Genomic DNA, 14,702 nt, shown 5'->3' on the forward strand with positions numbered 1-14,702 from the left:
TAATAGTATTACACTTGTAATGTGTAAAAGTCCCAAGTTGAAAAGAGACTTTTTAAAAAAAATAAAGTATTATACAGTTATTGTATGATATGAGGGTGAAGTTGCTCTCTAATAAGTTGTAATGTTTTCCACAAATGGTTTTTTACTGTCTTCTTTGAAATACCTAGTAAATCTGCAATTTCTTGATTGCTCTTACCTTCCTCCCTAGATAGTATAAATACAGCTCTTTTCTGTTTGGGAAGTCCCAATAAAATGTCATCTAAAATCTCACTATACTCACCATAAAGCAATGTATCTTCAGTACAATTAGAAGACATAATCATATTTTCCCATAATTCTTGTTTTAAAGAATCCTTATTAGCAATTGCTCTTAAATGATTATAAGTTAAATTTCTTGCTATGGTGTAAATAAACGAATTAAATGATTTAGAAGTATCAATACTGCTTTTAGAATTCCATAGTGTTATAAATACATTTTGAAGAATTTCATCTGTACTATACTTAGATTTTGTAATAAGGTAAATAAAAGCATATAATTTTCTTTGATAAGCATTAAAAACAACTTCAAAAGCGTCCTTATCTCCATTCTTGAGAGATAAAAGCGTTGATTCTTCATTTGTCTTTAATAGTTTCAATACAATGCTTATTTTAAATCTATATTAGCTTTATTTGAATTAGTTTTTTATTTATTTTTTCATCAAAAAAAGCTTCTTAACTTATTCCATGGTAGTATCTGTTAAAGAAAAAAAAGACACTTGCTTTCTTACAAATAGAGTTAATATATAATAGGAATGACACAAAAGTAGATTGATTAAAAAAAAAAAAACAGTGATTAAACCACTTTATTTGATACTATTTTTGCTTTAATACCCAAAAAAGGTACTTAAATGATTCAAATACGCTTAGGTTATTGTTATTCGCTTTTCAAATAGCTTATTAATTGACAATGATTTCTTTTTGTTACCTCGTCATCATCTTCATTACATAATTGGAGTAAAAACAAATAATGTTGTTAGTATTAATACTGAGGTTGAGCTTTCAATTTTCATGATTATTTTAAATTTTGTTTTATAAACAAACAACTATTTTTATTATTAAAAAAACACTAAGTAATAAGTGTATTGATTGTGCAATAACTGTAATGATTTACAAACTTTTTGATGGCAACAGCCCGCGTAAAGGATTAAGGCATTTTTGATAAGTTATAAGTAGAATGTTTTTAATCGACTTATAATTGAAAATCAAGAAAAAACTAAGTGTGTAGAAAACTCTTTGGTTACTTGTTTAGACGAGAGTTCGATTCTCTTCGGTTACGCAATAAAAAAACCTGTAAACACTAAAGTTTACAGGTTTTATATTTTTGAAATTCTTTTTAATAAAATTAACTATTGTTTAGAAAAACTTTCTGGCATTAAAATAAATTCTGCATAATTTGCTTTATTAAAATAAACATTTGCAGATTCTTGAAACATTTTAGAATCTATTTTATTAATAGCTGTTTCATAATCTAAAATAGATTCTGGTTTTAAACCATATTTATTTGTTTCTTTAAGTTTAAATATCCAATACCCGTTATATTCCATAGCATCCTTGGTATTAGCTAATTCTGCTTCTTTAATTTTATTTAAATCTTCAGATGAAGCACCATGAATTTTAATTTTTTCGATTTCTTCTAATACCTTTTTGATTAACTTATCTACATTATTTGGATCACATGTAAATCTTACATTCATTCTATACCAATTATATGGAATATCTGAAGCATAGCCTGATACTTGTACACCGTATACACCTGCCATTTTTTCTCGCATTTCTTCAGTTAATTTAATTTTGAGTAGTTTCCCAAGCAGGCTTAATTTTTTCTTCTCTTCTAAAGAAAATTCAAACCCTCCAACAAAACGAATATCAACTTTACTTTTATCATCTACACCTTTTATTATTGTATCTTTAATAACACCTTCAGTATATCTTAATCCAATATCCCTCCAAGAACTTATTTTGTTTAAATTTGATGGTAAACTTCCTAAATATTGGGCTACATATGCTTTAAGGTTTTCAATCTCAAAGCTACCAACAAAAATAAAAGTAAACCCATTTGCTGACGAGAAACGTTCTTTATAGAAATTGTAAGCTTTATCAATATTTAATTCATTTTCAATTTGCTGCTCTGTTAATGGAATAGCTCTAAGATGATTTTGAGTCATAGACTCACTGATTTTTTTTTCAAAAAAACTTCCAGGACTATTATCTTGATCTTTAAATATAGATTTTAAACTTTCTTTATTGGCATTAAAAACATCCACATCCTTATTGGGTTTTGTGAAATATAAATTTACCATTTGTAACATCCTTTCTAAATCTTTAGATGAACTACTGCCAGAAAACAAATCATCGTAAAAGTTGATACGAGGTGTTACACTAACGGTTCTTCCCATGTTTAATTTTTTTAGATCAGTTTTTGAGATCCCATTAACACCACTAGAGCCTATAATATTTCCAGCATTTCTAGCTGAAACATACAACGAATCTGGAGCTACTGAGCTTCCTCCAGGTCTATAACCACTCATTGAAATCAAGTCGTTTTGAAATTTGGTTGGTTTAGCAATTACTGTAATACCATTTGCTAGTTGCCAAGTAGTAGCATCTATTTTTTCGTTATACGCTTCACTTATAATTTTTCCTGGCTTTGGCTTATTAGACATTAATTGAATATCACCAAGCCTATCTTTGTATGGCTCAATATCTTTAAAAGTTACATTTTTAAGTGTTTTCTCAATTTTACTTTTGTCTGGTAATTCTAAATCTGCTTTTTCTACCGCATTTAAAACTACTGCCATATTATCTTCTCTGACCCATTGTTTATTTATATTATTAACTTGGTCAAGTGTAATAGTAGGTAGAGTTTCTTTATAAAATTTGTGTATAAACGTATCGCTTGGAATAGGTTCACTATCTGTAAAATGATCTATGTACTGTTCGATATAATACTTTGTAGATAACTTTCCTGTCTCTTTTCTGCGTATATCTGCATTATTTAATAATAATTGTTTGTATCGCTTAAGTTCTGGATTTGTAAAACCATATTTTTTTGCTCGTTCACTTTCTGTAAATAATGCATCAATGCCTTCAATAATTTTGTTTTCTTTAAGATTAGCCCTTAAATAATAACTATCCATATTTCCCAAAAAATTACCAATACCAGCGGATGCTGATAAAAAAGGAGCGTCTGGCTCTAGCACAACTTCACTTAACCTTTGACGCAGCATACCTGTATATAAACTTTTTAGAAGTTCTTGTCTAAAATCCTTCAAAGTCTGAACTTCTGTTTCTTCTTTTTTGATGTATATAGATACTCTAACACCTGTAGTTTCCTTATCTGTAATTACTGTAACTACGGGTTCTTTATTATTTGGAATTTTATAGTACTCTCTTTCTTTTGCGTTTTTAACTGGTTTAATACCACTAAATAATTCTTTAACTTTTTTTTCAGTGTCAAGAACATCAAAATCACCAACTAATACTAGAGCCATTAAATCTGGGCGGTACCAATCTCTGTAAAACCGTTTCATGGCATCGTAATCAGAATTCATAATGACATCTAATGTACCTATTGGTGACCTTTTAGCATATCTAGAATTGTTTGTAATCAAAGGGATGGATTTATAGTACATACGCATACCTGCCCCACTTCTTGCTCTAAGTTCTTCAGCAACAATACCTCTTTCGTTATCAATCTCTTCATTTTCAAAAGTGATACCATCGGCCCAATCTCTTAAAACTTTTAAACTAGTGTTAAATGTTTCTTCATCTGTAGGTACTGATAATTTATATACGGTTTCATCAAAACTGGTATGCGCGTTTAAGTCTGCTCCAAATTCAACCCCTAAACTTTGTAAGTAATCAATAAGTTTATTTTTTTCAAAACTTCTTGTCCCGTTAAACGCCATATGCTCAACAAAGTGTGCTAACCCTAGTTGATCTTCGTCTTCTAGAATAGAGCCTGCATTAATTACCAACCTTAATTCTGCTTTATTTTTTGGTTTAGCGTTGTGCTTTATATAATAAGTTAAACCATTACTTAATTTGCCTATTTTAACTGAAGAATCTGTTGGTATTTGTTTATTTAAATTCTCGACTTGTGCTAAAAGCTTGAAATTAAAAAGGATTAAAATTGATACTGTTATTATTTTTATGTTTTTCATGATTGATAATGATATAATGATTCTAAAAAAATAGAGCTCTAAACGTATGAAGATAGATTTAAAGCCCTATTAAAATTGACTAACTCAAAATAAAAAAAGGCTTATTCATAACCTGGGTTTTGATCTGCCAAGGTTATTTTTGCATTTCCATTAATTTCTTCTTCAGGAATTGGTAAAATATATTGATTTGAACTTGTAATTGAAGGTTTTAATGTCATCGCTTTATCAAAACGAATAGCTGCAAACCATTCACTTCCGTTTTCAAAAGCCAATTCTCTTGCTATTTCATTAAAAATATCATCTTTAAGTTCATCTATATTAGTAGCTGGCGTATCACCGATACCGGCACGATTTCTTATAATGTTTAAAGGCTCACTAGCATCTTGTAATGTAGCACCACTAAAAGCTAATCCTTCTGCTTTTATTAAATACATTTCTGCTAAACGTAAAAAGTAAGTTGGTCTAAACGTATCAACATGATTCGTTTTTAGCACTTTTGTACCGCTATATGTAAAAGGTTGTCTTGGATCGCTACCCATTAAAGCAGCAAACCAAGTACTGTTTGCTGTTCTCCCAAAATAAAAACGTTTACGATTATTATCTTCTGAATCTGAATTTTCATCACGATAAGTCATTAAAATCATTTCAGACGAATTTAATCCTTTACTAAAAGTTGTTTCAAAGTCAGGTTCTAAACTTGTTGTTCCGTCATTAATAACTTCGTTTGCTAACGTAGCAGCTTCTACATATTTCCCTTGAAAAAGTAACACTTTGGCTTTTAAAGCTTTGGCTGCAGTTTTTGATGCACGATATGTAATTGAAAAATCTGGAGCATCAGCAATTGCTGCATCCAAATCTGATAAAATTTGAGTATAACATTCTGCTACTGTACTTCTTCCTTTATCTCTGGTAACAAAGTTGGTAGGTTCTGTACGCAACACAATACCTAAGCTACTGTTAGCATCAAAAAATTGTCCAAAATATCTTAAAGCATCAAAAGTTGTCATAGCTCTTAAAAAACGAGCTTCTCCAATAATTTCTTTTTTAGATGTTTCAGAAATTAGTTCACTTGAAAGTTGAGTTGTTTGCTCTATTGCATTATTGGCTACATCCATAACTTTATAAAACATAAGCCAGTAATCTCTAACAAAGATATTATCAAACTCTAGACTATTGTTTGAAAACTGTGCATTAATTGACCCAAAACCAGAACTTTTCATTGAGCCCACCATAGCACTAGGAATTAACTCTGAAAACATATAATATTTATCATTAATTCTAGATGTAATTGTCGTATAAGCGCCGTTTAATAGTGCTCTGGCATCAGCTTCACTTTTAACTACATTTTCTGCGACTAAATTATTTGGCGGATCATTTTCTAATACATCTACTAATTCGCATGAGTAAATAAAAAATAATGTGATTATATAAACTGTTATTCTTTTCATAATTGTTTGTTTTAAAATCCTATTCTTACACCTGTAGTAAATATTTTTGCTATAGGAAATCGATTATTATCTCTTCCTGCGCTAATGTCATTATTGAATAAATTAGAAGCTTCAGGGTCAGCTCCTGGATAATTTGTTATTGTAAACAAATTTTGAGCTGAAATAAAAACAGAAATATGATTGAAAAATTTAAGTTGTTTTAAGGCTTCTTTCGAAAACGTATAACTAAAGTTTAGTGTTTTTAATCTTAAATATGAGGCATCATAAACATAATGCGATGATGTTCTGTCATTATTATTTGGATCAAAATAAACCAACCTAGGTATATCTGTATTAGGGTTATCTGGAGCCCAGGCATTTAAAACACTTGTTACTTTGTTCTCTCCTATAAAAGTGCTTGCAAAATTTGTTCCTCTTGCTAAACCAAAAGCTTCTATATCGTTACCCACCGAAAAAGTAAAAAATGTAGATAATGAAAATCCTTTGTATTGAAAAGTACTATTAAAACCTCCAAAAAAATCTGGTTGCGTGTCTCCAATAACCTCTTGGTCTAAGTTTGTAATTCTTCCATCAGGAATACCATCTGGACCTGTCAAATCTTTAAATCTTAAATCCCCTGGTGATGTTTGACTATTTTGATATGTTCCTGTTGGTGATGCCGTATTTAAGGCATCAATATCTTCTTGATTTTGAAAAAGTCCTTCAGCTACATAACCATAAATCAAACCTATTGGGCTTCCTTCTTTAAGCCTTCCTCCACCTGGAAATCCAGTTAAAAACCCATTATCATCTCTAAAATCATCTGAAATTTTAGTCAGCTTGTTTTCGTTTTTACTTACGTTTAACGATAGATTCCAAATAAAATCGTTGCTTCTAAAAACGTCTCCTTTTAATTCTAGTTCAAGTCCTGTGTTTTTAGTATCACCTATATTAGCAATAATTCTATTATACCCAGTACTTCCTGGCGTTATCGCTGTAAATAAAGCATCTTTTGTTTCTTTAGAATAATATCCAAATCCGCCATTAAATCTACCTTTAAAAAATGAAAAATCTAAGCCAAAATCAATTTGCTCGGTAGTTTCCCATTTTAAACTAGAATTACCTAATTGAGAAATTATTACAGATGGGTCTGGTCCATAATCTTCAGCTTCAAAAAGTGTTCGCCAAGCATAGTCTCCAAAATCTTGTTGACCTGTTGTCCCAAAGCTTGCTCTAAGTTTTAATTCATCAATAAATTTACTATCACTTAAAAAGTCTTCATTAGAAATTCTCCAAGCTACTGCAGCAGCAGGGAAAAAGGCATATTGATTATCTGGAGCAAACTTTGATGATCCATCTACACGTGCAGATAAGGTTAATAAATACCTATTATCAAAATCATAATTAATTCGACCAAAATAAGAAGCTAACCCAGATCCACTTTCAAAAGAAGACGCATCAGTAAACACTGTTGCGTTCGTAATATTAGTCAATACTTCATTAAAAAAACCTTCTCCCCAACCTTTTACAACAGATCTTTTATTTTTTTCAAAAGAAGCTCCTAAAACAGCACTAATGCTATGTTCTTCAATTAACTTATTGTAAGTTAATGTCCCCTGCAACAAGGTATTTGTACTTCTGCTTCTACTTTCTTGCGCATAACCATCTCCATTACCTTGTGTTCTACTCCACCCACCTGTAAATGTAAAAAGCGGGTAAAAGCTTTGCTGATTACCTTCATTATAGTTTATTGAAAATAATGTTTTTAAATTCAACCCTTCTGCTAATTTTAATTGGGTATATAAAGAGCCTAACAATAAGAATGTTTTATTATTATTAGTAGCTTTAGATTGTGCTACAGGGTTTTCCTGTGTAAACTGTGTTGAGAAAGAATAATTACCATCTTCATCAAAAACAGGGATATCTGGTCTAAAATTATAAGTAAGTTGAGTGAGACCACCATCTACAGCATCTTGATCTGATGATGAAATATTAATTTTAGAACCAAACGTCCAATTATCTTTTATTTTAGTATCAAGATTGAGGTTAAAAGAGTATCTATCAAAACCAGTATTTTTATATACCCCTTCTTGTGTATTAACACCTAGAGAAGTAGAATATCTAGTGTTTTCTGAACCTCCAAGTACATTTAGATAATAACTTGTAGAGATTGGAGAACCCGGACTCACCTCGTCTTCCCATTTAGTATCAGCATTTCCAAAATAAGAACCATCTAAAACTGAGCGAGCAAAGGCATCGTCCCTTGTTCCATTTCCTACAGCTGTTGTCCATACATCTTTAAATTGTGCTGCATTCAATACTTCTAAGGTTTGCGCATTTTGGGTTGTAACCGAAACATTAGCTTCAAACTTAGTTTCCCCAGAGTAGGCACCCTGTTTGGTCTTTATAATGATAACACCATTAGCTGCACGAGAACCATAAATGGCAGCTGCTGATGCGTCTTTTAAAATACTTATTGATTCAATGTCCGATGAATTAATATTACCTATTGGAGTACTAATACCTTCTTTATTAAGTTCATCTCCTAGTCTATTTCCTTCTGGTCCGCCTATAGGTATATTGCTATTTGGTACTACTGGAATACCATCAATAACATATAATGGTTGATTAGAACCAAGTAACGACGTATTTCCTCTAATTCTAATTCGAGTTGAAGCTCCAGGCTGTCCAGAAGAACTGGTTACATAAACACCTGCTACCTGTCCTTGCAAGGCATTGTCTAAATTGACGGTTGGCGCTTGATTGGTTATGTTTTTCACATTAACTGTACCAACTGAACCTGTTAGATTTTGTCGTTTTACTCTACCATATCCAATAATTACTGTTTCATCAAGACCTGTAACAGCTTCTTCTAATTGAATATTAATATTTTTTCTATCAAGAATATCAACATTTTTGGTTTCATATCCAATGAATGAGATTGTTAGCGTTTTTGCATCGTCTACTAAAGCAATTCTATAATTTCCGTCAAAATCTGCACTAACTCCTTTATTAGTGCCTTTTAGTACTATAGTTGCTCCAGGTAAAGGCTCTCCATTTGCATTGGTTATTTTACCGCTTACATACTCTTGAAATAATTTGCCAACAGATTTTTTTAGCGTTTCTAAAAACAAATATGTTTTATTTTTTGGAAACAAAACAATTTGCTTGTTGGTTACTTTAAAGTCGATATCTTCACTTTTAAAAAGCTTTTTCAATATCTTAGATAGCTTTTCTTTTTTAGATGAAATGCTTACAATTTTATGTTTCTTAAAAACATCTTTTTCGTATAAGAATTTAAAATCTGTTTTTTGTTCAATTTCACTCAAAACATCCTCAATCTTCATTTCTTTACAATCTAAAGTAATCTTTACATTTTGAGAATAGGTATTAGCATGAATTTGAAATAATGTTAAAAAAAGCAAAATATATGTGAGCTTCATTTTTAAACTAATTTTAGAGAGATATAGCGTTTCGCTTAACCTAATAATGAATTTTTTCATACTTTTGGTTTGATTTAATGTGTTAGACATTAATCGCATTTAATAAATCGGAGAATGTTGCTGCATTTTCCGGTTTTTTTAATCTTTTTAAAAAGCGATTATTTTAATATTTTGGTTTGATTTGTTAGTTAGTTTTTCTTCATGTTTTATAGTTTTTATGGATTAATTATAATTTTATCTTGTTCAAATCTATATGTGAATTTTCCTGAATAACTTAAGCTTTCCATTACTTGTGTAATATCTTCGATATCAAATTTTGCAGTAAAAAATCTATTTTCTAACGCCTTGTTATTATTTATAAACCTAACATTATATTGCCGTTCAAGTTTTTTTAATATACTTCCAAATTCTACTTCATAAAGGATAAGTCTGCCACTTATCCAAGCTAAATGGGTTTCTATGTTGGTTTCAGAAATTTGTATTGTTTTATCTATTTTATTCCATGCAGCTTTATACCCTGGTTTTAATAATTTTCCTTGTTTTGATTTATATGTATCACCTGTTTTACAAATGTTTACAGAACCTTCAACTAATACCGTATTAATGTTTTTATCTTCAGGGTACGACGATATATTAAACTTTGTACCTACTACTTGTACATCTATATCATTGGCATTAACGATAAAAGGATGAACAGAATCTTTTGCCACATTAAAGAACGCTTCTCCATTTAAAAATACTTGTCGGTTTTTCCCATTTATAAAATTAACTGGATATTTTAATGATGACCCTGCATTTAAGTTAACCGTAGTCCCATCAGACAATTGCACTTCAAACCTTTTACCATAAGGAACTGTTAGTGTATTATAAATTAATAAGTCACTTTTAACTTTATTACTATATGTCAATTGCATACCAGATTGAAGACCAATAAGATTACCATTTGCACCAACAACTTTGGTAGATTCATTTAAATTAATAACTTTAATTTTACCATCATTTAATTTAAGTGTTATACTTTCCTTTGGAATAATAAGTTTGTTTTTATTTTGAAAAAAAACTTGTATTCCTCCATAGCCAATTGATAAAAATATAAGTGCCACGGCAGCATATTTAAAAAAACTTCTTTTCCTTTTTGCAAAACGATAAGTAGTTTTATCTTTATTAATAATACTCAATAAATGCGCTTTGATTTGAGCAGAATTGTATTCCTTCATATTATAGTTAATAGCATAATTGGCTTTTACATAATCACTAAAGAGCTTAGTGTTTTTAGGGTTGTCAAGCCATGATGCGAGTTTATCTAACTCACTCAATGTAGCTTGATTGGTAAGATACTTTACTATTATATTTTCAGTCTCTTGGGGAATCATTTTAATAATATAACTTTATATTATAACGAAGCAATTTTCTATAACCCTAACTTTTTCTCAACATTTTTATTAATTTGCAAAAGAAATTATATGAAATGTTAGATTTTTCAACAGATAATACAGCCCTAATTAAAGAATTAAAAAGCGGTAATACAGATGCTTACACTTTTTTAGTAGAGCAATACAACCAGAAATTATGTGTTTATGCTTTTAGTTTATCACACGATCATAACCTTGCTGAGGATATTGTACAAAATGTTTTTATTCGCGTTTGGCAGCAACGCAATAAGTTTAAAAACGATTTTGTTATACAAAGCTTCCTTTATAAATTAGTATATAATGAATTTATTGATCAATACCGTAAGATGAAATCAACTATGGCAATTGAAAAAAAATATATTGATGCTTTAGATTTTATTTTAGAAGAAGACGATAAAACTGGTATCGAAAAATTAATAACTCTAGTAAAAAAAGAAATAGAAAATTTGCCACCCAAATGTAAACGGACTTTCTTATTAAGTAAACAAGAGGGGTTAACCAATATTGAAATTGCAGAATACCTTAATGTATCTATTAAAACTGTTGAAGCTCAAATAACCAAAGCGTTTTCAATTATACGTAAAAAAGTGGGTAATAAAACCAATGGTATTTTGTTTTTACTTTTTGGAAAACGCAAAATAGTTACTATTTAGCAAATATATTAGTCACTAATTTATTGTTTTTCCAACAGTACTAACTCATATTCTGTATTAAAAACCACTTTGCCTTTTTTTACAATAACCGTTTTACCACTATAAGCATCATTTAAAATTTCATCATCTTTAAATACTTTAGAAACATCTAATACTTTTTCTCCTTTTGGTAAATCTAAACCTATCACCACCAAATCATTATAATTGGCTTTTGAAAAACGTCTGCTAAATAGATAAGGTTCTTTTGAAATCATTTGGTGAACTCCCGCTCCTATAGCAGGATGATTTGCTCTAAACTGTCCTAACTTTTGCCAATGCTTAAAAATGTTTTTGGTTTGTGTATCATTAGTAATAGCATTCCAGTTCATAAAAGAACGTAATGTAGCATCACCTTCTGTACCTTCTATAATTAATGATCGTGCAGATTCATCGCCATAATATATTTGAGAAGTTCCTAGAGCAAGCAATAGTTTTGTTGCTGTTTCGAAGGGCTTTTCGCGAGCAGCATCAAAAGGTTGTCCATCATCATGCGATGATAAATAATTTAAAGTTCCATAACCTTTTAAATCATTACCAAGGTATTTTGAATAATTGGCAAATAACGTTTCATAATCTTGCTGTGCCGCATTCCATTTGAATTGAAAATTTATAAGGCTTTGAAAAGCGTTATCAAAATAATTTACTTTTTTATCTCCAAAATCGAAGTATTTTCCTGTGTTTATGCCATAATTATAAACTTCTCCTACTAAATAGAATTTATTGTCGTCTAAAACTTTATCTGGGTTATTTTTTTTGTATGCTGCAAAAGCATAATCGCATTCAGCTTTAAATTCTTGCCATACATATTCTTCGGTGTGCTTTACGGTATCTACTCGGTAGCCATCAATACCAAACTCAGTGATATAATCTGTTAACCATTTGATGATATAAAAACGAGGAGCTTTAGGGTAACCTGTTCTTTTAAAAAATGCATCAAGTTCCCTTACTTCTTGTTCATACCTTCCTTCTTCTTTCCATTTTTCGACTAATTGTATTGGTAATTCTACATCCTCATTACTTTCGGTTTTTATATCTGGAAGGTTTTTTACTAAGGTGCAGGTTATTGTATTTTCGTAATTGTTGTATTCACATTTTGGATCCGTGCGCACCCAATCACTCGGCCATACTGGGTCCTTTTCTGTTACTGGTCCTGTATGATTTATAACGGCATCTAATAAAATTCTTATGTTATTTTTATGTGCTACTTGTATTAATTTTTTCAAATCTGCTTTAGTACCAAAATTAGGGTCAATAGCGGTCCAATCTCTAGTCCAATAGCCATGAAAACCATAAGTAACACCTGTACCTTCATCTGTTCCTCCATGAATTTGCTCTACAATAGGCGTCATCCAAATAGCATTAATTCCTAAATTAGTGAAATATCCTTCTTCAATTTTTTGAATAATCCCTTTTAAATCACCCCCTTCAAAACCACGGAGCTTACCTGTTTCAAGGCTTCTATTAAAATTAATATCGTTTGAAACATCTCCATTGTTAAAACGATCAGTCAACAAAAAATAAACGTTAGCGGCCTCCCAAACAAATGGTGTTTTAGTTTCTTCTACATTTAACTTTTGATTGTTTTTTTTTCCGCAACCAATAAATATTAAACCTAATAAAATTCCAATTACTAATTGCCTCATGCTATTGCAGTTTTAAGATGAATGATTCTAAAGAATTTATTTTAACACTAATTTCTCCAACACCATTTTCAATAATCAAATCTGTTGAAAATTGCTTGTATAATTGATCTTCAACTTTATACTTGCTTTTATCCAAATTCCATGTATCAATAATGTTTTTTGGAATTTTTAAATTGAATTCATAGTCATTATCAGAATCAAAATTTGAAATAATGACAAGTTTTTCCATATCACTCCAACGTACAAAAGATAATACTTTATCATTATAACCTTCGGTGTGCTTTCGATTATATAAATGAATATCTTGATACGCACCTGTAAGTGCAGAGCTATTAATTGTAAAATTTAATAATCGTTTATAAAAATCACGTAACATTTTCTCTTCATCACTTAATTGTCCGCCATCAAATTGCTTATTATTTACCCAGCGCTGGTGTGCTGGAACACCCACATAATCAAAAATTGAAGTACGTGTAGGGTCTCCAAAGCCTGTTTCCTCCGAACCATCTTCTCCAACTTCTTGTGCAAAATACATCATAGTTGGCGATGTACTTATTGTAGCAGAAACTACCATAGCTGGCTTTCCTTTTTTTGCATCGCCTGCAAAACCTGAACTTGCTATACGTTGCTCATCATGGTTTTCTAAGAAGTGAAGCATTTGATGCTCAATATCTTTTAAATCTTCTTGAATTGGAGGTATATTATCAGTTTTTCCATATCCTTGCATTATATGCTTAATGGTATCATATAATTGAACTTTATCATATAAATAATCCATTTTTCCTTTTTTAATATAATCTCTATACAACCTAGGATTATAAACTTCGGCTAATAAAAAAGCTTCAGGGTTTTTCATTTTAATTGACGAATTCATATAACTCCAAAACTCAACAGGAACCATTTCTGCCATATCATAACGGAATCCATCTACTCCTATTTCAATCCAATACAATGCGATATCTTTAAATTTTTCCCACGAACTTGGAACTGTCTTATCTTTCCAAAATTCAAAGTGCTTTTTATAACTTTCATTTTCAAACCCATTTGGAAGTGTATCGAAATCTTTTCTCCCATCTGGACTAATGCCATAATTAATTTTTACAGTTTCGTACCAATCTCCCATATTTGGTTGAGATAATCGAGACCCATTACCCGTCCATTTAGCAGGGAACTCTTCAAAATTTCCATCTGCTAAAGGGTGATTTTCTTTACCTAAAGGCGAATAATCGTGTTCCCATATAGGCACTTTAAAAGCTTCTTTCGGATTATAATAAAAATTATTATTGACATGATAAACAACTGATTTATCGTCGGTAGCACCAAAATCCTTAACTCCTTTTGGGTTGGTTAACCCTTGATAATTTCTAGCAATATGATTGGGAACAATATCAATGATAACTTTTAATCCAGTCTCATGAGAACGCTCAATAAGTGCTTTAAATTCTTCTAATCTGTTTTCTGGATTTTTGGCTAAATCTGGATTGACATTATAATAATCCTTAACAGCATAGGGTGAACCTGCTCTACCTTTTACAACATCTGGATCATCATTAGAGATTCCATATTTTGTGTAATCTGTAATTACATCGTGGTGCGGCACACCTGTATACCAAATGTGCGTTACACCTAATTCTTTAATTTCTTTTAAAGCTTTTGATGTAAAATCATTAAACTTTCCAACTCCATTTTCTTCAATTGTTCCCCACGCTTTATTTGTTGTATTTGTGTTTCCAAACAAGCGCGTAAACACCTGATAAACAACTTTTTTACTCTTTAACTCTTTTTTATTTGATATTGATTCAGGAGTCGAATTTGCTTCCTTTTTACATCCAAAGGATATCAAAAAAATAAGAATTATTATGTATATATATTGCTTATTCATA

The 14,702-nt window shown here is 30.5% G+C and carries 8 protein-coding genes; 1 reads left to right on the forward strand and 7 read right to left on the reverse strand.

All coding sequences use genetic code 11. The annotated features are described in order from the left end of the window. Nucleotides 1-77 precede the first annotated feature (77 nt). The 5 genes from M3P09_RS15260 to M3P09_RS15280 form a co-directional block, all read right to left on the reverse strand. Nucleotides 78-635: an RNA polymerase sigma factor gene (locus M3P09_RS15260; protein WP_158231408.1), complete on the reverse strand. Its 558-nt coding sequence runs from the start codon at nucleotides 633-635 to the stop codon at nucleotides 78-80. 750 nt (nucleotides 636-1,385) lie between these two features. Continuing rightward, entirely contained in the window at nucleotides 1,386-4,202 is a 2,817-nt protein-coding gene (locus M3P09_RS15265; RefSeq protein WP_249973801.1) for a M16 family metallopeptidase, read from the reverse strand. Between the two features lie 101 nt (nucleotides 4,203-4,303). Beyond that, the gene (locus M3P09_RS15270) at nucleotides 4,304-5,650 is read right to left on the reverse strand and encodes a RagB/SusD family nutrient uptake outer membrane protein (RefSeq protein ID WP_249973802.1); all 1,347 of its coding nucleotides are present in this window, start codon (nucleotides 5,648-5,650) and stop codon (nucleotides 4,304-4,306) included. An 11-nt stretch (nucleotides 5,651-5,661) separates the two neighbouring features. Beyond that, nucleotides 5,662-9,072 carry a SusC/RagA family TonB-linked outer membrane protein gene (locus M3P09_RS15275; RefSeq protein ID WP_249973803.1) on the reverse strand — a complete coding sequence of 1,137 codons (3,411 nt, stop codon included), beginning with the start codon at nucleotides 9,070-9,072 and terminating at the stop codon, nucleotides 5,662-5,664. A 215-nt stretch (nucleotides 9,073-9,287) separates the two neighbouring features. Beyond that, entirely contained in the window at nucleotides 9,288-10,445 is a 1,158-nt protein-coding gene (locus tag M3P09_RS15280) for a FecR family protein (protein ID WP_099562971.1), read from the reverse strand. 95 nt (nucleotides 10,446-10,540) lie between these two features. Here M3P09_RS15280 and M3P09_RS15285 point away from each other — a divergent pair, with 95 nt between their 5' ends. Further along, nucleotides 10,541-11,137, forward strand: coding sequence for an RNA polymerase sigma factor (locus tag M3P09_RS15285; protein ID WP_099562972.1), 597 nt, complete (start codon nucleotides 10,541-10,543; stop codon nucleotides 11,135-11,137). A gap of 20 nt (nucleotides 11,138-11,157) precedes the next feature. Here the strand turns inward: M3P09_RS15285 and M3P09_RS15290 are convergent, their stop codons facing one another. Both M3P09_RS15290 and M3P09_RS15295 read right to left on the reverse strand, forming a co-directional pair. Continuing rightward, a complete protein-coding gene (locus M3P09_RS15290) occupies nucleotides 11,158-12,819 on the reverse strand; it encodes an alpha-amylase family glycosyl hydrolase (protein ID WP_249973804.1) in 1,662 nt (553 codons plus the stop codon). A gap of 1 nt (nucleotide 12,820) precedes the next feature. Continuing rightward, nucleotides 12,821-14,701 carry an alpha-amylase family glycosyl hydrolase gene (locus M3P09_RS15295; RefSeq protein WP_249973805.1) on the reverse strand — a complete coding sequence of 627 codons (1,881 nt, stop codon included), beginning with the start codon at nucleotides 14,699-14,701 and terminating at the stop codon, nucleotides 12,821-12,823. Nucleotide 14,702 lies beyond the last annotated feature (1 nt).

Origin of the sequence: Jejuia spongiicola (assembly GCF_023502325.1) — a bacterium.
In the GTDB taxonomy this organism is placed as follows: domain Bacteria; phylum Bacteroidota; class Bacteroidia; order Flavobacteriales; family Flavobacteriaceae; genus Wocania_A; species Wocania_A spongiicola.